We start from the raw sequence: 17,330 nt of genomic DNA on the forward strand, positions 1-17,330 counted from the left end.
GATGCCCTTGTCGCGCAGGTAGCCCGATCAGCTCAGCCAGCCGCCGAAGAGGCCGCCGTGCGCCATGCCGAGGTAGAAGCCGATGGCCGAGGCGCCAAGCCCGATGATCAGCGCGAAGCGCTCGCGTGTCGTCACCGAGATGAACTGTCCGTAGGCGCCGGTGAGGATCCCCACCAGCCCGGTCCACGAGCTGATCAGGTGCAGATTGTCGAAGAAGGCCGTGACGAACGCCACGGCGCCGAGGATCAGGGTGGCCGCCAACAGGGTGTCCTGCAGCGGATGGGGCTTGCCATCGGTCGCGAAGAGCGAGATGGCGGACTGGGACCGCGTTGCCTGTGCCATCGGAAGGCACCTCCTGGCTGAAGCAGAGCGGTGCTGTGGAGCCTCCTCCGGCGGAGCCGGGGGCATGGCACCGAGCACACCCGATGCATACAGAGTGTGGCCCTCTCCCTCCGGATTTCAACCGGAAGGAGTGGAGCAGGTAGTCTGTACGGTCTGCGCGGTGTCTGCTCTGTGGACGCCGTGCGTACGCATCACGACCCTCCTGCCACGGAACGACCGTGGCCGCTGAGTCCAAAGGAGGTGGGTTCCACATGCGTCACTACGAAGTGATGGTCATCCTCGACCCCGATCTCGAGGAGCGCGCTGTCTCCCCGCTGATCGAGAACTTCCTCTCCGTCGTCCGTGAGGGCAACGGAAAGGTCGAGAAGGTCGACACCTGGGGCCGTCGTCGTCTCGCTTACGAGATCAAGAAGAAGCCCGAGGGCATCTACTCGGTCATCGACCTTCAGGCCGAGCCTGCGGTCGTCAAGGAGCTTGACCGACAGATGAACCTGAACGAGTCGGTTCTCCGGACCAAGGTCCTTCGCCCCGAGACCCACTGAACTTCGGTTCAGCGGTAATCGGGACCGAGTAGCACAGCAGCCCAGCAGCAATCCCCGCCGAGAGGTTCATCCATGGCAGGCGAGACCGTCATCACGGTCGTCGGCAATCTCGTCGACGACCCCGAGCTGCGCTTCACCCCCTCGGGTGCGGCGGTCGCGAAGTTCCGTGTCGCGTCCACTCCCCGCATCTTCGACAAGCAGACCAATGAGTGGAAGGACGGCGAAGGCCTGTTCCTGACCTGCTCGGTCTGGCGTCAGGCGGCGGAGAACGTCGCCGAGTCCCTTCAGCGGGGCATGCGCGTCATCGTGCAGGGCCGGCTGAAGCAGCGGTCGTACGAGGACCGTGAGGGTGTCAAGCGCACGGTCTACGAGCTGGACGTCGAGGAAGTCGGCCCCAGCCTGAAGAGCGCCACGGCCAAGGTCAACAAGACCAGCGGTCGCGGTGGCCAGGGTGGATACGGCGGCGGCGGCCAGCAGCAGGGTGGCGGCGGTGGCAACTGGGGCGGAGCCCCCAGTGGCGGCGCGCCGCAGGGCGGCGGAGCTCCCTCCGACGACCCGTGGGCGTCCAGCGCGCCGGCCGGTGGCCAGGCGCAGCAGGGCGGCGGCGGGGGCGGTTGGGGCGGAAGCTCCGGCGGCTCCGGCGGTGGCTACTCGGACGAGCCGCCCTTCTAGGGCAGCTCGAACCCCCACTTCTTGATCACACAGGAGAGACACAATGGCGAAGCCGCCTGTGCGCAAGCCTAAGAAGAAGGTCTGCGCGTTCTGCAAGGACAAGACCGTGTACGTGGACTACAAGGACACGAACATGCTGCGGAAGTTCATTTCCGACCGCGGCAAGATCCGTGCCCGCCGCGTCACCGGCAACTGCACGCAGCACCAGCGTGACGTTGCCACGGCCGTCAAGAACAGCCGTGAGATGGCGCTGCTGCCCTACACGTCCACCGCGCGATAAGGAAAGGGTGACCGAACAATGAAGATCATCCTGACCCACGAGGTCAATGGCCTCGGTGCCGCAGGTGACGTCGTCGACGTCAAGGACGGCTACGCTCGCAACTACCTGATCCCGCGTCGCTTCGCGATCCGCTGGACCAAGGGTGGCGAGCAGGACGTGGCGCAGATTCGCCGCGCCCGCAAGATCCACGAGATCGCGACCATCGAGCAGGCCAACGAGATCAAGGCCAAGCTCGAGGGCGTGAAGGTCCGTCTGGCCACCCGCTCGGGTGACGCCGGCCGTCTCTTCGGTTCCGTCACGCAGTCCGACATCGCCACGGCGATCGAGGCTTCCGGTGGCCCGAAGGTCGACAAGCGCCGCGTTGAGCTGGGCTCGCCGATCAAGACCCTCGGTTCGTACCAGGTCTCCGTGCGTCTGCACACCGAGGTCCTCGCGAACGTGGGCGTCGAGGTCGTCGCCGCCTAAGTGCTGCGCGACGAAGGGCCGCACCCCCAAGGGGGTGCGGCCCTTCGTCGTTTTCGGATGTCCACCGTGGCCGGTGGCCGGGTGTGGCGGGTGCGGATCGGCGCGATGTTTCACGTGAAACGGTGAAGGCGGTTTCACGTGAAACCGTGAAGGCGCGGCGTTCCCCGGTTTCACGTGAAACAGGCGCGGGAGCGGTGCGCACCGCTGTTTCACGTGAAACAGCGGCCGTCGGGGGCTTCGGTGGTCGGGTGTCTCAGCGGGTGGCCCCGGCGACCAGCCAGCGGCCCGAGCGGGCGCGGAGCTGGAGCGTCACCATGCGGACCAGCATCATCAGGGCCATGGCCCACCAGAGGGCCGTCAGGCCTCCTCCGAGGGCCGGGACGAGGAGAGCGGCCGGGGCGAACACGGCGAGGGTCAGCAGCATGGCCCAGGCCAGGTAGCGGCTGTCTCCGGCCCCCATCAGGACTCCGTCCAGGACGAACACGATGCCGGACACCGGCTGGGAGAGCGCCACGACCAGGAGCGCCGGCAGGAGTGCGGACTCGACGGCCGGGTCGCCGGTGAACAAGGGGATGAAGACCGGGCGGGCCACGGCGACCAGCAGTCCCAGGACGATGCCCGCGACGATCCCCCACTGGACCATCCGGCGGCAGACCGCCTTGGCACCCTCGGTGTCCCCGGCCCCCAGGTAGCGGCCGATGATCGCCTGACCTGCGATCGCGATGGCGTCCAGGGCGAAGGCGAGCAAGCTCCAGAGAGAGAGCAGGATCTGGTGGGCGGCGACGTCGGCGTCGCCGAGTCGCGCGGCCACGGCGGTGGCGATCATCAGGACCGCACGCAGGGACAGGGTGCGGACCAGCAGCGGTACACCAGCCTGCGCGCAGGCCCGGATCCCCGCCGGGTCGGGGCGCAGGGAGGCGCCGTGCCGGCGGGCTCCGCGTACGACCACGACCAGGTAGGCGGCGGCCATGGCGCACTGGGCGAGCACGGTGCCCCAGGCGGAACCGGCGATGCCGAAACCGGCCCCGTAGACGAGAGCGACGTTCAGGACGCCGTTGAGCGTGAACCCGCCGATGGCGACGTAGAGCGGGGTCCGGGTGTCCTGGAGGCCGCGGATGACACCGGTGGCAGCCAGCACCATGAGCATCGCGGGAATGCCGAGGGCGGAGATCCGCAGGTAGGTGATCGCGTACGGGGCCACGTTGTCGGAGGCTCCGAGGAGGGAGACCAGCCAGGGGGCCGCGGGCAGGACGACGGCGACGACGGCGGCGCCCAGCAGCAGCGCGAGCCAGATGCCGTCCATGCCCTGGCGGATGGCCGCCGGGAGGTCGCCCGCGCCCACCCGGCGGGCGACCGCCGCGGTGGTGGCGTAGGCGAGGAAGACGAAGACGCTCACCGCGGTGGTGAGCAGAGCGGCGGCGACGCCCAGACCGGCCAGTTGGGGCGTGCCCAAATGCCCCACGATGGCGCTGTCGGCCATCAGGAAGAGGGGCTCGGCGACGAGGGCTCCGAACGCGGGGACTGCCAAGGCGAGGATCTCGCGGTCGTGTCGTCTCGGCGCAGCCTTCGGCGCTGTGGAGGCCTGTGTCATGTGCTCAATCTAATCTTCCACAGGTAATAGATGCAAGGGTGCAGGGATCCTTACCAAAGCGCTGACTTGGGTGTTCTTCCCAACCCGTTGGGGGCGATCTTGAGACAGTGGCGAAGAAATTTCTCCCCCACGGCTCGATGGGAGAGAAACCGCAGCTCAGAGTGGGTGTGGAGGGAGGTCGGGTGATTTTGTCCACAGCGTCGTCCCCCGGTCCGTGCACAGCTTGGAGGGAGTTACCCACAGCATTGGTGCCGTCGTCCACATCTCATCCACACACCCTGTGGATAACAAGATTGGCTGACGCCGCTCGCGGCCCTACCGTGGTGCGTTGCCCCGACGTGCCGACAGCCGATTCGGGCACCCCAAATGTCAGAGCCGTGTCGTAGAAAGAGTGACACGGCGAGGTCCGCGCAGCGGACGGGAGGAGGCGGCCCGGTGAGCATGCCCGAGCCCATGGACGACCCTTGGGCCGACAGCGGTCCAGGTGACCGTCTGCCCGCCCGCTCGCGCCGCAAGGGAGAGGGTCGCGGCCGCGGGGACGACCAGCAGGACCAGGGCCGTGAGGGAGGCTCCTGGGACGGCGGTGGCGGTGGCTTCGAGCGCGTTCCGCCGCAGGACCTCGACGCCGAACAATCGGTGCTCGGAGGCATGCTGCTCTCGAAGGACGCCATCGCCGACGTGGTCGAGGTCATCAAGGGCCACGACTTCTACCGGCCGTCCCACGAGACGATCTACCAGGCCATCCTCGACCTGTACGCGAAGGGCGAACCGGCCGACCCGATCACGGTCGGCGCGGAGCTGACCCGGCGCGGCGAGATCAGCAAGGTCGGCGGGGCCTCGTACCTGCACACGCTGGTCCAGTCCGTGCCCACGGCGGCCAACGCCGAGTACTACGCCGAGATCGTCCACGAGAGAGCCGTTCTGCGGCGCCTCGTCGCGGCCGGCACCAAGATCACGCAGATGGGATACGCGGCCGACGGCGATGTGGACGAGATCGTCAACAGCGCCCAGGCCGAGATCTACGCCGTTACCGAGCAACGCACCTCGGAGGACTACCTGCCGCTCGGCGACATCATGGAAGGCGCCCTCGACGAGATCGAGGCGATCGGTTCGCGCAGCGGCCAGATGTCGGGAGTCCCGACCGGCTTCACCGACCTGGATTCGCTGACCAACGGCCTGCACCCCGGTCAGATGATCGTCATCGCGGCCCGACCCGCCATGGGCAAGTCGACGCTCGCGCTGGACTTCGCCCGCGCCTGTTCCATCAAGAGCAACCTGCCGAGCGTCATCTTCTCCCTCGAAATGGGCCGCAACGAGATCGCGATGCGCCTGCTCTCGGCCGAGGCCCGTGTGGCGCTGCACCACATGCGCTCGGGCACGATGACCGACGACGACTGGACGCGGCTGGCCCGCCGGATGCCGGACGTGTCCGCCGCCCCGCTGTACATCGACGACTCCCCCAACCTGTCGATGATGGAGATCCGGGCGAAGTGCCGCCGGCTCAAGCAGCGCGCCGACCTCTCCCTCGTCGTCATCGACTACCTCCAGCTGATGCAATCGGGTGGCTCGCGCCGCCCCGAGAGTCGTCAGCAGGAGGTCTCGGACATGTCCCGAAACCTCAAGCTGCTGGCCAAGGAGCTCGAGGTGCCGGTCATCGCGCTCTCCCAGCTGAACCGTGGTCCCGAGCAGCGAACCGACAAGAAGCCGATGGTCTCCGACCTGCGTGAATCGGGCTCGATCGAGCAGGACGCGGACATGGTGATCCTGCTCCACCGCGAGGACGCGTACGAGAAGGAGTCCCCCCGCGCCGGCGAGGCCGACCTGATCGTGGCGAAGCACCGTAACGGTCCCACCGCCACCATCACCGTGGCCTTCCAGGGTCACTACTCGCGCTTCGTGGACATGGCCAACACCTGACCTGCGGGGGTGCGGCGGTTTCGACCCCGCCGCCCCCGGCGTCCCACCGGACGGCGGGCCGCCGGTGTCGTCTGTCGTCATCGATCCCCGGATGTGCCGGCGACCGCCGGTCCGCAGCCGTCCGGCAGCCCGGAGACCACCAGGGCGACTGCCGCCTCCGGGGTGTCGGCATCGCCGATGACGGCCCGGCGGGACGGCGCGTGGACCCGGTACCGGCCGTTGCTCAGCGGATCGACGTGCGGCACGTCCCGTGAGTACGGGATTCCGACGCACGTCGTGAAGTGCAGGGACCGGTGACTGGTGAACGGGTAGAGCCGACGCAGCCTCGGCTCGGCGTACGCGGCCTCGGCGATCCTCAGGGTCGAGCGCGCGTAGTAGAACAGGTCCTCCTTCCGCCGTAGCCCTTCCAGGAGCAGGCGCCACCCGACGGCGACGGCGTCGGCGGGACCACGTTCGTGTGCCTGTGCGAGTTCGGTGACCGCGACGAACGGGGCCACCTCGTGGATCTCCCGGAGCGTCGCGCCGTTTCGCCAACCCTCCAGGGCCAGGGCCATTTCGCCGAGGTCGGGGGTGGATCCCGAGATCAGCCGGACTCCCCCGCACCACCCACTGAGGATGAACTGTCGTTCCGCGGATCCGAGCGTGATCCAGCAGGTCTCCCGGCCGGCGCCCTCGCTCGCGACGCCGGCGGATCGCAAGGGATCCGATTCGTCCACCAGGACCGGATCCCAGGAGAGCGCGAGCTCGGCGGCCACCGTCTCCAGTGCCGCGGCGAGGCTGCCGGCGGACACCAGGTCGGGATACGGATCGGGCTTCGTGGGCGACGGCTCGCGGCAGCTCGGGTCGGCAGAGTTCGAAGTCACCGCCCGAGTCTCCCGCCGATGCGGAGAAGTTCGCCGTCACTTCGGAATATCCACAGGGGGAAATTCCAGATGGGTATGAACCGGGGCACCGTATGGTCACTCGAACTCGCGAAGCGGTGAAGGCGGGTTCGGGGTTTTTCACGTCGTGGCGGTCGGTTGCGGTCGGCGGCGGTCGGTGGCGGTCGGTCGTGCGAGCGCCGCGTGACCCCCTGGGCGGACGGCTTGTCGGCCGGCGGAGCGGGAGCGCGGGAATCGACGCGCACACGGGGCGCGTGACCTGAGAGCCTGGGGATCATGGACACCTTTGCCGAAGACCTGGAACTGCTTCCCGCCACCCGACGCGCGTTGAAGCACCGGATCGCCGTCGCCCAGAGCGACGGGCGTGCCCCGTCGGTCGTGGCGGCCGTCGCTCGGGGTGGTGAGGTGGTTTGGGAGGGGTCTCGTACGAGTGTCGAGGGCCACGGCCCCGACGGGGACGTGCAGTACCGGATCGGCTCGATCACCAAGACGTTCACCGCCGTGCTGGTGATGAGGCTGCGGGACGAGGGCTTGCTGAGCCTCGGGGATCCGGTGGAGAAGTACCTGCCGGGGACGGGTGTCGGCGAGGTGACGGTGCGGCAACTGCTGGCACACACGGCGGGGTTGGCCGCCGAGACGCCCGGTGAGTGGTGGGAACGGACGCCGGCCGCCCTCCGCCCGGGGCTCTCCGACGTCCTGGGAGACGGTCCCCTGCTGCACGAGCCCGGCACGCGGTTCCACTACTCGAACCCGGGCTACACGCTGCTGGGGTCCCTCGTGGAGTCCGTGCGCGGGACGTCGTGGCAGGAGGCGCTCCGGGCCGAGGTGCTGGAGCCGCTCGGGCTGGACCGTACGACGGCAGGACCGGAGGCTCCGCACGCGGGCGGCTGGGCCGTCCATCCGTGGGCGGACGTGATGATGCCCGAGCCGTCGGAGGACCTGGGCCTGATGGCTTCGGCGGGACAACTCTGGTCCACGACGAGGGACCTGGCCAGGTTCGCGACGTTCCTCGTGCGGGGCGACGAGCGGGTGCTGAGTGCCGAATCGCTGCGGGAGATGCGTACATCGGCCGCCCCGACGCAAGGTGTCGCCGAGCCCGGCTACGGGTTCGGGCTCCAGCTGATGGACGACTCCGGGCGCAGGCTGGTGGGGCACGGGGGGTCGCTGCCCGGCTTCGTCGCGGGGCTGTGGCTGAGCGAGGCGGACGATGTGGCGGCGGTGGTGCTGGCCAACTGCACGTCGGGCCTGCCGGCGACGATGGTGGCCGTGGACCTGGTGACGATCGTGGCGGAGGCGGAGCCCCGGTTCCCGGAGCCGTGGCGGCCCTTCCGCGAGGCCGATGCGGTGGCGTTGGACCTGTGCGGCCCCTGGTACTGGGGCACCTCGGCCCAGGTGGTCCGGCTGACCGCCGACGGAGTCCTGGAGTTGGCACCGGTCGGGGCGACGGGTCGTACCGCGCGCTTCCGCGCCGAGTCGGACGGGAGCTGGACGGGCCTCAACGGCTATTACGCGGGGGAGACGCTCCGGGCGGTACGCCGGGCGGACGGCTCCGTGAGCCATCTCGACCTGGGTTCCTTCGTGTTCACGCGGGAACCGTACGACGCACAGGCTCCGGTGCCCGGCGGGGTGGACCCGCGGGGTTGGCGCGGCATCGGCTGAGACGCCGGCCCCTACGCCACCAGTTCTCGTTCCAGTGGGGTGCGGAAGCGGGGGGTGATGCGCGCGTCGCCGATCCACTCCGAGAGGCGGGCCGCCTCGGAGGTGACGGCCTTCTCGGCCGCGCGGCCGGGATCGCCCAGCAGCCGCCAGACGATCTCGCCGTCGGTTCGTTGGGCCCAACCGCCGACGATCTCGCCGTTCCACCAGACGGTGGGGCCGATGTTGCCCGCGTAGTCGAAGAGAGCGCTTCTGTGGGCGGGATCGAGGTGGAAGCCGCGGTCGGCCCAGCCCATGGCGCTCGGATCGAGCCCGGGCAGCAGGGCGGCCCAGGGCTCGGGGGCCGGCTCGGGCTCGATGTCACCGGGGCTGACGAGGGCTCCGGTGCCGTCGTCGAGGCGGACGTGGTCGGGGCCGACGACGGCCAGTGCCTTGCGTACGTCGGTGAGGGTCCAGCCGGTCCACCACTTGAGGTCGGCTTCGGTGGCCGGTCCGTACGCGTACAGCCAGCGGCGGGCGATCTCGGCGCGTGCCTCGGCGACCGGCACGGCCGGCCAGGGATCGGTGTGGACCCAGCGGTACTGGCTGGAGGTCCAGGAGCCGCGCGGGCGGTCGCGGCGGATCCGGCCGTCCGCGGCCAGGAGTCTGATGACGCGGGTGGCCACACCGGTCTCGGTCTCGTACTTCTTGCCCCGGCTGATGGTGATCTTCTGCCGCAGAGCGGGTACGGCGGTGGAGAGTTGGCTGCCGGTGGAGGGGCCGAGCTCGTCGAGGGCGTCGAGCGCGGCCAGCTCGACCCGGTCGAGCCAGTCCGCGTCGAGACCCTGGCCGTCCTCGTCGAGGTGCTTGAGGAAGGTACGACGCTCCTTCGCGGCGATCCCCCGGCCCGTGGACGCGTCCACGTAAGGAGCCAGTTCGGCGGAGACGGCGAAGAGCGTGTTGCGCATGCTCAGCAGTCGTACGAGGCTGACGTCCTCGTACAGCGCCTGCTCGACGGCCGTGGAGCCCGCCCCGGTGAGGCGGGCACGGGCCGACAGGAACACCGTCGCGGCATCGGTGGCATGCAGGGCCACGACGGCGTCCGCGGCCTCGTGTACGCGGGTGGCGCGGGCCGAGGGAGCCAACCGGTGCCGACGGCCGAGCCGGTGGCGGCGCTCGGCGGTGGTGATGAGGGGGAGACTGGGGCTCATCCTCCCGATCGTAGGCCGGACCACCGCCGACGGCCCGGCCTTTCGGTGCGGTCCGTCAGAGTTGGAGCTTGAATCCGACGTGGGAAGCGGTGAACCCGAGCCGCTCGTAGAAGCGGTGGGCGTCGACCCGCGTCACGTCCGAGGTGAGCTGGACCAACTGGCAGTTCTCCAGACGGGACTGCTCGATCGCCCACTCGATGAAGCGGGTGCCCAGGCCGCTGCCCCGTTCGTCAGAGTGGACGCGCACGCCTTCGATGATGGAGCGGGAGGCTCCCTTGCGGGAGAGGCCCGGGACGATGGTGAGCTGGAGCGTGCCCACGACCCTGTCCTCGCGTACGGCGACCACCACGCGCTGGTTGGGGTCGTCGGTGATGTGCTTGAGGGCCGCGATGTACGGGGCGAGATCGTCCGGGGACTCGCGGGTCGCTCCCAGCGGGTCATCGGCCAGCATGGCGACGATGGCGGGCAGATCGGCCTCGGTCGCCGGGCGGATGGCGAGTTCGGCGGTGCTGTCGGTCATGTGCGGTGGTTCCTTCCTCAGCACGCGGCGACGGTGAGCGGCGCCCAGCGTCGGGCCCAGTCGCCGGGGAGACCGGGAGTGTCGCGGGTCATGACGGCGTTGAAGGCGATCGATTCGAGTCCGCGGCCCTTGAGCCAGGCGAGGAACTCTTCGTGGCGTACGTCGACATCGGTGCGCAGGGGGCGTTCGGTGGTGCCGGCCAGCGCGGTCACGAGGGACTGGGCCACGAGGGTGTCGCGGGCGATCAACGGGCCGATGACATGTGTCTCCATGTTGGGCCAGAGGGCCGCGTAGCCGATGAGTTCGCCGGAGCCGTCCTCGGCGACGAGCAGTCGGTCGGCGAAGGCGGGCAGCCGCGTGATCATGTGCGTTCGATCCGTGCCGAACACCTCGGTGTCCAGCCCGATGATCCGCCCGATGTCCTCGGCGCCGGCGGGCCTGATCGAGGTCGTTCCGGTGCCGGAACCCCCGGTCGCCGGTGGTTCCGCACGGAAGGTGCCCGTCAGCATCTCGGCGCGGCCCGTGGCGGCGAAACCGAGCTCCTCGTAGAGCGGTCGGCCGTAGGGGGTGGCATGGAGGGTGAGTGCGATGCCCTTGAGGACGTCGTCGCAGACGTGTGTCATGAGGCGGCGGCCGATGCCCTGACGCGCGTACCGGTCGGCCACGAGGACCATTCCGATGGCGGCGAGTTCCGGTGCGGCCGGGCTGCCGCCGTATCGGGTGACCACGCAGGCCGCGGCGAGGCCGTGTCCGTCGGGGGCATCGATGCCGTAGCCGTCCCCGGCGGCAAGGAGGAGCCCCCATTTGTGCTCCTCGCGGGGCCAGCCGCGGTCCTCGGAGAGGTCGGCGCAGCGGCGGAGATCGTCCATGGCCAGTGCGCGGATCGGCAGGTCGGTGAGCTGTGGTGGTGTCACGGGACCAGACTGGATCATCAGCTGGTGGGGAGTCCAGAGGATTCGGGGACTTGGATCGAGAGGGAGGCGGAGCCTGGGGGAGCGAGTGTGAGGCGGAGAGGACGCAGATGTTTCACGTGAAACGGCGCCATGTTTCACGTGAAACATGGCGCGATTCCGGCGACGGCGGAGTTCGTTTCACGTGAAACACGGTGTTTCACGTGAAACACACCGGCTAGCCTCGACGGCTATGAAGCTTCTCCACCTTTTCGATCTCGACGGAACCCTGATGTATGGCTCGGCCGCGCCGGTGGAGATCTCCCGGCAGCTCGGCGTGAGCGAGGAGATCGCCGAGTTGGAGCGAGCGTTCGCCGCCCGTGAGATCGGACCGCACGAGTTTTCCGTGGCGGCCCACGCGCTGTGGTCGGGATTGACGTCCGAGCACGTCAGGGCTGCCTTCGACGGATCCCCGTGGCTGGCGGGGATCCGGGAGGTCTGGCAGGAGATCCGGGAGCGCGGGGACCACTGCGCGGTGATCTCCCTGTCGCCGTCCTTCTTCGTGGAGCTGCTGCTGGAGTGGGGCGCGGACGCCGCGCACGGCTCGCTCTACCCGGAGGTGCCGTTCACCCGGCCCCTCGACGTGGCGGGGATCCTGACGCCCGAGCTGAAGGTCGACGTCGCGGACCGACTGTGCGCTCGGTTCGGGGTGACCCGGAGTGACTGCGTGGCCTACGGGGATTCCTTGACCGATGCGGTGCTTTTCGAGGCGGTGCCGAGGTCCGTGGCCGTCAATGCCAGGCCGTATCTGGCAGAACGCGCGACGTATGTCTATGAGGGTCGGGATCTCCGCGAGGCTTACCGGCTTCTGGGGTAGGAGCGCCCGGGAGTTCAGGCATCTTAAGGGGAAAGGGGGTTCGAAACTCGGAATTTCCCCATTCCCGCGCAGTGCTCTTGGGTGGCCGGCACGCTGTGAAGCCCGGAACCACGGATTCGAGGCCGTGGCGTGTGCAGACCTACCGAGATTCTCGAAGCGAGGCACCGCATGGACGCTCCGTCCACCAGATCGGCAAGACGGCGGACGGGCCGGATACCGTCCGGGGAAGGTGAGGTCGAGCCGTCCCCGGATGCCGTGCTCATCCGCCGGACCCTGGCGGAGATCGCGCCCGTCGCCGACCGAGTGACTTCGTACTTCTACGCCTTGGTGTTCACGGGGCATCCCGAGGTGCGGGGCATGTTCCCCGTGGCGATGGACACCCAGCGCGACCGCCTGCTGAAGGCCCTGCTGACCGCCGCCGAGCACATCGACGACCCCGATGTGCTCGGCCCGTATCTGCGCCGTCTGGGCACGGGACACCGCAAGTACGGCACCGTGGCGGCCCACTATCCCGCGGTGGGCGAGGCGCTGCTGGGAGCGCTGGCCCGGTACGCCGAGCTGACGTGGGGGCCGGAGACCGAGGCGGCGTGGGTGCGGGCGTACACGGCGATGTCCCAGATCATGATCGACGCGGCGTCCGAGGACGAGTTCAAGGCACCGGCCTGGTGGCATGCGGAGGTGGTCTCCCACGACCTGCGCACCTCGGACATCGCGGTGTTGACCGTCAGGACCGACCAGCCGTATCCGTTCGTCGCCGGGCAGTACACGAGCCTGGAGACCCCGTGGTGGCCAAGGGTGTGGCGGCACTACTCCTTCGCCTCCGCCCCGCGCGCGGACGGCTTGCTGTCCTTCCACGTCAAGGCCGTTCCGGCGGGCTGGGTCTCCAATGCCCTGGTACGGCACGCCCGGCCGGGCGACGTGCTGCGCCTGGGGCCTCCGGCCGGTTCGATGGTGGTGGACCACACGACCGACAACGGGATGCTGTGTCTGGGCGGCGGCACCGGGATCGCCCCGATCAAGGCGCTCATCGAGGATGTGGCCGAGCACGGGGAACGACGCCCGATGGAGGTCTTCTTCGGTGCGCGCAGCGACCACGACCTGTACGACAAGGACACCCTGCTCGGATTGCAGCGCTCGCACCCCTGGTTGTCGGTGCGTCCCGTGATCGGCGGGGGGTTGGACGGGCAGTTGCCGCAGGCGGTCGGAGAGCATGGTCCGTGGAGGTCGTACGACGCGTTCATCTCGGGTCCGCCGGCGATGATCCGCAGTGGTGTGGACGCGCTCAAGCGGATCGGCATTCCCGGTGAGCGGATCCGCTACGACGCGGTGGAGGAGCTGGCGGGCGTCGGGGGCTGAGAACGAGGGACGCCTGCCGGCTCGTCGAGGGGCTCAGCCCAGGTCGGCGGCGTGCATGGCGCGCACACCTTCGATGTTGCCGTCGAGGTAGTGGCGCAGGGACAGCGGGACGAGATGGACGGCGGCGATGCCGACCCGACTGAACGGCACGCGGACGATCTCGTATTCGCCTTCGGGCGCGTCGATCTCGGGGCCGTGGCGTTGGTCCGGGTCCATGGATTCGAGGTGGCAGACGAAGAAGTGCTGCACCTTCACGCCGGTGACGCCGCCATCGGCGATGTGCTCGACGGTGTCGACGAAGCACGGGACCACATCGGTGATCTTCGCACCGAGTTCTTCGTGGACCTCGCGATGGAGGGCGTCGACGACGGTGGCGTCCGAGGACTCCACTCCACCGCCTGGGGTGATCCAGTACGGGTCGACGCCGGGCCTGGTGCGCTTGATGAGGATCAGGTCGTCACCGTCGAGCAGGATCGCGCGGGCGGTGCGTTTGACCACGGGGCGTTCGGTCATGGGAGAAGAGTGGCCCAGACTTCCGCTTCTGAAACGCGGGCCCGTGAAACGGACGGTTTCGGCCGGGCGGCTCACCAGTCGGCGGCTGCGCGCAGGAGCCGGTCGTGGGCTCGCGCGAGATGGGCGAGGGCCAGACTGCCGGTGCGTACGACGAGGAACCAGGTGCGCAGGGGCGGTACGGCGGGCTCCAGCAGCGAGACGATCCGCCGGCTGTCGAGGGCGTCCTGGCACAGGTAGCGGGGCAGGACGGCGAGTCCGGCGCCGGCGCGGACGCACTCCAGTACCGCTCTCAGGTCGGGGGCGATCACGGTGGCGGCGGCGTCGGGCAGCGTGTCGAACACGGCGGCCCAGTAGCGGGTGACGAGGGGCAGGCTCTCGTGGACCTCGACCACGGGGATTCCGTCGAGGGCGGTGCTCGCGCCGGCCCCTTTCTCGCGCAGCGGTTCCGGATCGACGAGTGCGGCCCAGTAGGGAGCCGCGACCAGGACCTGTTCCTCGTCGCAGAGGGCGGCGGCGGTGAACAGGGAGCCGCGCGGCCGAGCGGTCGTGACGATGAGGTCGTGCTGCCCGGAGGCCAGGCCGTCGAGGTTCTCCTCGGTATCGGCGCTCAGGGCGGTGCGCAGGGTCTGGCCCTGACCGACCAGCGGTGCGAGCGCGGGGAGCACGCGTAGGCTCAGGAACTCGGGAGGCCCGGCGACGTGCAGCGTGCGTAAGGCTCCGGTGGCCTCTCGTTCGGTTTCGGCGATCCGGAGCAGCGCGTCCAGGTGGGGGGCGGCTTTGTGCGCGAGTTCGTCTCCGACTGCGGTGGGGGTGACCCCCCGGGCACGGCGGTGGAACAGGGGGCGCCCCAGCTGGCGTTCGAGGGTTCGTATCTGTGAGGTGACGGCCGGCTGGGACAGCCCGAGGAGCGTTGCGGCCCGGGTGAACGAGCCCGCCCGGTGCACGGCGACGAAGGTACGCAGCAGGGCCAGGTCCATGAGGGCCCCTCTCGTTGGGAGCCTTCAACTATAAATATGCCGATAGGCCCCTGTCGTTACCGTGATTGGACTCTGACAGAGAGTCAACTAGCCTTGTCGACGTGGTTCTTCGCACATGGAACCCGAGGCGGTCCGAGCCACCAGGGGGGAGGCTCGGACCGCCTTCTCCTTGCCGCTCAGTGGCCCTGACCGGCGGAGTCGAGGGCTCGCAACACATCGGCGACCAGGTCTTCGGTGTCCTCCGCCCCGGCGGAGAAGCGGATGAACCCCTCCGGCACGGCGTCGCCACCCCACCGTCCACGCCGCTCGGCTGTGGACCGTACTCCCCCGAAACTCGTGGCGTCCTCGACCAGTCGAAGGGCGGCCATGAACCGTTCCGCCCGTCCGCGGTCCGCCAGGGTGAAGGAGACCACGGAGCCGAAGCCCGGCATTTGCCGCGCCGCGGTCTTGTGCGAAGGGTCCGAGGGGAGGCCCGGGTAGCGCAACCCGCTCACATCGTCGCGGTCGGCGAGCGCTTCGGCGACGGCCAGGGCGTTGGCCCACTGGCGCTGGGCACGCAGTTGGATGGTGGCGAGGGACCGGTGGGCGAGCCAGGCCTCCATGGGACCGGGGATCGCACCGACGATCTTGCGCCAGCGGCGGACGGCCGCCGCGAGATCGGGGTCGAGGCACACCACGTAGCCCAGCAGGAGATCGCCGTGGCCGGTGAGTCCCTTGGTGCCGCTGGCGACGGAGAAGTCCGCGCCGAGTTCCAGCGGCCGTTGCCCGAGCGGTGTCGCCAGGGTGTTGTCGACGGCGACCAGTGTTCCGCCGGCGTGTGCGGCGCTCACGAGGCGCCGTACGTCGCACACGTCGAGCCCCGGGTTGGACGGGGTCTCGATCCACAGCAGCCGGGCCCCGTCGAGCTCGGCCAACTGGGCCTCGTCGGCGGTCGGGGCGGTGCGCACGTGGATTCCGTACGCCTCCAACTGCTCGCGGAGCAGCGGCAGGGCCTGATAGCCGTCGTCGGGAAGGACGACGGTGTCGCCGGTGCGTGCCTGGGAGAGCAGGACGGCGGAGATCGCGGCCATGCCGGAGGCGAAGACGATCGTCTCGACACCGCTGCGGCCGGGCGCCTCCAGTTCCCCGATGGCCTTCTCCAGCAGGGTCCAGGTGGGATTGGTGTCACGGCCGTAGGTGTACGGGCCTTCGACGTCGCCGGGCAGGTGGAAGTGCGCGGCGAAGACCGGCCCGGGCAGGGTCGGCTCGTTCTTGACCGGTTCGGGCAGGCCGGCGCGGACGGCCCGGGTGCCGTCGCCGTATCCGTCGGTTCCGGAGGTGTGCGGGTCGTTCACGGGGTGTGCTCCTTTAGCGCCGCGCGTACGGCGTTCAGCAGGCCGGGGCTCGCGGCCTCGACCAGTTCCAGGCATTCCTCGAACCCGTCGAGGGAGCCGTAGTAGGGGTCCGGCACGTCCGGCCCGTCGCCCTGTGCGGCGGAGGCGTCGGGGTCGTGGGAACGAAGCAGCCGGACCTTGGCGGCGTCCTCGGGGGTGGGGGCGAGCGCCCGCAGATCCCGCAGGTGACCGGCGTCGAGTGCGATGACGAGGTCGAGTCGGTCGAACCATGAGGCCCGGAACTGTCGGGCCCGGTGCTCCAACTCGTACCCGGCGGCCTCCAGCACGGACACGGTGCGCGGATCGGCGCCTTCGCCCTCGTGCCACCCACCGGTGCCGGCGCTGTCCACCGTGATCCGGTGGGCGAGACCCGCTTCGGCGACGTGGGCGCGGAAGACGGACTCGGCCATGGGGGAGCGGCAGATGTTGCCCGTGCAGACGAAGCACACGCGGTACATGGGCCGTCCGTTCAGTTCTTGTCGGGCAGGGCCAGGTTCACGGCCCAGGAGACGATGGAGATGATCAGACCACCCACGAGGGCGGTCCAGAACCCGTCGACGTGGAAGCTGAGGTCGAACTGCTTGGCAAGCCAGGAGGTCAGCAGCAACATCAAGGCGTTCACGACGAGGGTGAAGAGGCCGAGGGTGAGGACGAACAGGGGGAGCGAGAGCAGCCTCACCACGGGCTTGACGATGAAGTTGACCAGGCCGAAGACCAGGGCGACAAGGATCAGGGTGAGGGCGCGTCGGCCGGTGCTGCTGCCGTCGTCGAGCGTGATGCCGGCGAGCAGCCAGATGGCGACGGCCAGGGCCGCCGCGTTGGCGAGCGTCTTGATTACGAAATTCGTCATGTGCCCGATCGTTGCAGAGAAGATCCTGGCGGGACATCGGCAGATCAGCGGATCCCGGGGCACCACGGAGCAAGGGGTAGAGGAACGATGAAGGTCTTCCGGCTGGACGAACTCGAATCGGAGCGGGCTGCCAACGACGGCGCCTACCTCCAGTTCCTGCGCGAGCGGAACATGTCGGTCGGGCTGTACGCACTCGATGCGGGGCAGAGCGATCCGCAGCAGCCGCACCTGCAGGACGAGGTGTACTACGTGGTGAGCGGCCGGGCCGCGATCACGGTCGGAGAGGAGACGGAGACGGTGGCCAACGGCAGCGTCGTCTACGTGCCGGCAGGAGTGCCGCACAGGTTCCACCACATCACCGAGCCGCTCAAGGTGTTGGTGGTGTTCTCCCCGCCGGAGGGCTAAGGCCGAGGGTCGCTCCCCTGATCCCCCTAAGGG

General features: G+C 69.4%; 20 protein-coding genes. 9 read left to right on the plus strand and 11 right to left on the minus strand.

Annotated features, from left to right (window positions below; translation table 11 throughout):
* Window positions 1-27: 27 nt before the first annotated feature.
* The gene (locus ACFYW3_RS19160; RefSeq protein ID WP_351372449.1) at window positions 28-342 is read right to left on the minus strand and encodes a hypothetical protein; all 315 of its coding nucleotides are present in this window, start codon (window positions 340-342) and stop codon (window positions 28-30) included.
* 251 nt (window positions 343-593) lie between these two features.
* Between ACFYW3_RS19160 and rpsF the strand changes: the two genes are divergently transcribed.
* The 4 genes from rpsF to rplI all read left to right on the plus strand — a co-directional run bounded on the left by rpsF (window position 594) and on the right by rplI (window position 2,301).
* Window positions 594-884 carry a 30S ribosomal protein S6 gene (rpsF, locus tag ACFYW3_RS19165; RefSeq protein WP_004950685.1) on the plus strand — a complete coding sequence of 97 codons (291 nt, stop codon included), beginning with the start codon at window positions 594-596 and terminating at the stop codon, window positions 882-884.
* 72 nt (window positions 885-956) lie between these two features.
* Entirely contained in the window at window positions 957-1,556 is a 600-nt protein-coding gene (locus tag ACFYW3_RS19170) for a single-stranded DNA-binding protein (RefSeq protein ID WP_351749827.1), read from the plus strand.
* Window positions 1,557-1,599: 43 nt separating this feature from the next.
* Window positions 1,600-1,836 carry a 30S ribosomal protein S18 gene (gene rpsR, locus ACFYW3_RS19175; RefSeq protein ID WP_003956534.1) on the plus strand — a complete coding sequence of 79 codons (237 nt, stop codon included), beginning with the start codon at window positions 1,600-1,602 and terminating at the stop codon, window positions 1,834-1,836.
* Window positions 1,837-1,854: 18 nt separating this feature from the next.
* Window positions 1,855-2,301 (plus strand): 50S ribosomal protein L9, encoded by a 447-nt coding sequence (gene rplI, locus ACFYW3_RS19180; protein ID WP_053683975.1) that lies wholly within the window; start codon window positions 1,855-1,857, stop codon window positions 2,299-2,301.
* 253 nt (window positions 2,302-2,554) lie between these two features.
* Here the strand turns inward: rplI and ACFYW3_RS19185 are convergent, their stop codons facing one another.
* On the minus strand, window positions 2,555-3,892 hold the full coding sequence (locus ACFYW3_RS19185; protein WP_389386837.1) for an MATE family efflux transporter: 1,338 nt from the start codon (window positions 3,890-3,892) through the stop codon (window positions 2,555-2,557).
* Window positions 3,893-4,327: 435 nt separating this feature from the next.
* Here ACFYW3_RS19185 and dnaB point away from each other — a divergent pair, with 435 nt between their 5' ends.
* The gene (dnaB, locus tag ACFYW3_RS19190) at window positions 4,328-5,809 is read left to right on the plus strand and encodes a replicative DNA helicase (RefSeq protein ID WP_329443887.1); all 1,482 of its coding nucleotides are present in this window, start codon (window positions 4,328-4,330) and stop codon (window positions 5,807-5,809) included.
* A gap of 77 nt (window positions 5,810-5,886) precedes the next feature.
* Here the strand turns inward: dnaB and ACFYW3_RS19195 are convergent, their stop codons facing one another.
* Window positions 5,887-6,672 carry a DUF6193 family natural product biosynthesis protein gene (locus ACFYW3_RS19195; protein WP_351749831.1) on the minus strand — a complete coding sequence of 262 codons (786 nt, stop codon included), beginning with the start codon at window positions 6,670-6,672 and terminating at the stop codon, window positions 5,887-5,889.
* Between the two features lie 294 nt (window positions 6,673-6,966).
* On the opposite strand from ACFYW3_RS19195, the gene ACFYW3_RS19200 reads away from it, so the two are divergent.
* Window positions 6,967-8,349 carry a serine hydrolase domain-containing protein gene (locus ACFYW3_RS19200; RefSeq protein WP_389386838.1) on the plus strand — a complete coding sequence of 461 codons (1,383 nt, stop codon included), beginning with the start codon at window positions 6,967-6,969 and terminating at the stop codon, window positions 8,347-8,349.
* Window positions 8,350-8,360: 11 nt separating this feature from the next.
* Here the strand turns inward: ACFYW3_RS19200 and ACFYW3_RS19205 are convergent, their stop codons facing one another.
* Genes ACFYW3_RS19205 through ACFYW3_RS19215 form a run of 3 tightly spaced genes read right to left on the minus strand, consistent with a single transcriptional unit; the run spans window position 8,361 to window position 10,970 of the window.
* On the minus strand, window positions 8,361-9,536 hold the full coding sequence (locus ACFYW3_RS19205) for a winged helix DNA-binding domain-containing protein (RefSeq protein ID WP_351749835.1): 1,176 nt from the start codon (window positions 9,534-9,536) through the stop codon (window positions 8,361-8,363).
* Between the two features lie 55 nt (window positions 9,537-9,591).
* Window positions 9,592-10,056 (minus strand): GNAT family N-acetyltransferase, encoded by a 465-nt coding sequence (locus ACFYW3_RS19210; protein ID WP_389386839.1) that lies wholly within the window; start codon window positions 10,054-10,056, stop codon window positions 9,592-9,594.
* 17 nt (window positions 10,057-10,073) lie between these two features.
* Window positions 10,074-10,970 carry a GNAT family N-acetyltransferase gene (locus ACFYW3_RS19215; RefSeq protein WP_389386840.1) on the minus strand — a complete coding sequence of 299 codons (897 nt, stop codon included), beginning with the start codon at window positions 10,968-10,970 and terminating at the stop codon, window positions 10,074-10,076.
* Between the two features lie 229 nt (window positions 10,971-11,199).
* On the opposite strand from ACFYW3_RS19215, the gene ACFYW3_RS19220 reads away from it, so the two are divergent.
* Together ACFYW3_RS19220 and ACFYW3_RS19225 are read left to right on the plus strand one after the other, a co-directional pair.
* Window positions 11,200-11,823, plus strand: a complete 624-nt coding sequence (locus tag ACFYW3_RS19220; protein ID WP_351749841.1) for an HAD-IB family phosphatase — start codon at window positions 11,200-11,202, stop codon at window positions 11,821-11,823.
* Between the two features lie 168 nt (window positions 11,824-11,991).
* The gene (locus ACFYW3_RS19225; RefSeq protein WP_389386841.1) at window positions 11,992-13,179 is read left to right on the plus strand and encodes a globin domain-containing protein; all 1,188 of its coding nucleotides are present in this window, start codon (window positions 11,992-11,994) and stop codon (window positions 13,177-13,179) included.
* Between the two features lie 33 nt (window positions 13,180-13,212).
* Here the strand turns inward: ACFYW3_RS19225 and ACFYW3_RS19230 are convergent, their stop codons facing one another.
* From ACFYW3_RS19230 to ACFYW3_RS19250, 5 genes are all read right to left on the minus strand, one after another.
* The gene (locus tag ACFYW3_RS19230; protein WP_389386842.1) at window positions 13,213-13,692 is read right to left on the minus strand and encodes an NUDIX domain-containing protein; all 480 of its coding nucleotides are present in this window, start codon (window positions 13,690-13,692) and stop codon (window positions 13,213-13,215) included.
* Between the two features lie 71 nt (window positions 13,693-13,763).
* Entirely contained in the window at window positions 13,764-14,669 is a 906-nt protein-coding gene (locus ACFYW3_RS19235) for a LysR family transcriptional regulator (protein WP_351749845.1), read from the minus strand.
* A 176-nt stretch (window positions 14,670-14,845) separates the two neighbouring features.
* On the minus strand, window positions 14,846-16,003 hold the full coding sequence (locus tag ACFYW3_RS19240; RefSeq protein WP_389386843.1) for a cystathionine gamma-lyase: 1,158 nt from the start codon (window positions 16,001-16,003) through the stop codon (window positions 14,846-14,848).
* On the minus strand, window positions 16,000-16,500 hold the full coding sequence (locus ACFYW3_RS19245; protein WP_389386844.1) for a low molecular weight protein-tyrosine-phosphatase: 501 nt from the start codon (window positions 16,498-16,500) through the stop codon (window positions 16,000-16,002). The genes ACFYW3_RS19240 and ACFYW3_RS19245 overlap by 4 nt, the downstream gene beginning before the upstream one ends.
* Window positions 16,501-16,511: 11 nt before the next feature.
* Window positions 16,512-16,892, minus strand: a complete 381-nt coding sequence (locus tag ACFYW3_RS19250; protein ID WP_053684001.1) for a phage holin family protein — start codon at window positions 16,890-16,892, stop codon at window positions 16,512-16,514.
* Window positions 16,893-16,979: 87 nt separating this feature from the next.
* On the opposite strand from ACFYW3_RS19250, the gene ACFYW3_RS19255 reads away from it, so the two are divergent.
* A complete protein-coding gene (locus tag ACFYW3_RS19255) occupies window positions 16,980-17,297 on the plus strand; it encodes a cupin domain-containing protein (protein WP_351749851.1) in 318 nt (105 codons plus the stop codon).
* Window positions 17,298-17,330 lie beyond the last annotated feature (33 nt).

The sequence above is a fragment of the Streptomyces sp. NPDC002602 genome (genome assembly GCF_042889445.1).
GTDB lineage: Bacteria > Actinomycetota > Actinomycetes > Streptomycetales > Streptomycetaceae > Streptomyces.

What these genes read in the sequence shown, in the direction of transcription:
- ACFYW3_RS19160 (WP_351372449.1), bottom strand. Translation starts at nt 342, where the DNA reads ATGGCACAGGCAACGCGGTCCCAGTCCGCCATCTCGCTCTTCGCGACC.
- rpsF (WP_004950685.1), top strand. Translation starts at nt 594, where the DNA reads ATGCGTCACTACGAAGTGATGGTCATCCTCGACCCCGATCTCGAGGAG.
- ACFYW3_RS19170 (WP_351749827.1), top strand. Translation starts at nt 957, where the DNA reads ATGGCAGGCGAGACCGTCATCACGGTCGTCGGCAATCTCGTCGACGAC.
- rpsR (WP_003956534.1), top strand. Translation starts at nt 1,600, where the DNA reads ATGGCGAAGCCGCCTGTGCGCAAGCCTAAGAAGAAGGTCTGCGCGTTC.
- rplI (WP_053683975.1), top strand. Translation starts at nt 1,855, where the DNA reads ATGAAGATCATCCTGACCCACGAGGTCAATGGCCTCGGTGCCGCAGGT.
- ACFYW3_RS19185 (WP_389386837.1), bottom strand. Translation starts at nt 3,892, where the DNA reads ATGACACAGGCCTCCACAGCGCCGAAGGCTGCGCCGAGACGACACGAC.
- ACFYW3_RS19200 (WP_389386838.1), top strand. Translation starts at nt 6,967, where the DNA reads ATGGACACCTTTGCCGAAGACCTGGAACTGCTTCCCGCCACCCGACGC.
- ACFYW3_RS19205 (WP_351749835.1), bottom strand. Translation starts at nt 9,536, where the DNA reads ATGAGCCCCAGTCTCCCCCTCATCACCACCGCCGAGCGCCGCCACCGG.
- ACFYW3_RS19210 (WP_389386839.1), bottom strand. Translation starts at nt 10,056, where the DNA reads ATGACCGACAGCACCGCCGAACTCGCCATCCGCCCGGCGACCGAGGCC.
- ACFYW3_RS19220 (WP_351749841.1), top strand. Translation starts at nt 11,200, where the DNA reads ATGAAGCTTCTCCACCTTTTCGATCTCGACGGAACCCTGATGTATGGC.
- ACFYW3_RS19225 (WP_389386841.1), top strand. Translation starts at nt 11,992, where the DNA reads ATGGACGCTCCGTCCACCAGATCGGCAAGACGGCGGACGGGCCGGATA.
- ACFYW3_RS19230 (WP_389386842.1), bottom strand. Translation starts at nt 13,692, where the DNA reads ATGACCGAACGCCCCGTGGTCAAACGCACCGCCCGCGCGATCCTGCTC.
- ACFYW3_RS19235 (WP_351749845.1), bottom strand. Translation starts at nt 14,669, where the DNA reads ATGGACCTGGCCCTGCTGCGTACCTTCGTCGCCGTGCACCGGGCGGGC.
- ACFYW3_RS19245 (WP_389386844.1), bottom strand. Translation starts at nt 16,500, where the DNA reads ATGTACCGCGTGTGCTTCGTCTGCACGGGCAACATCTGCCGCTCCCCC.
- ACFYW3_RS19250 (WP_053684001.1), bottom strand. Translation starts at nt 16,892, where the DNA reads ATGACGAATTTCGTAATCAAGACGCTCGCCAACGCGGCGGCCCTGGCC.
- ACFYW3_RS19255 (WP_351749851.1), top strand. Translation starts at nt 16,980, where the DNA reads ATGAAGGTCTTCCGGCTGGACGAACTCGAATCGGAGCGGGCTGCCAAC.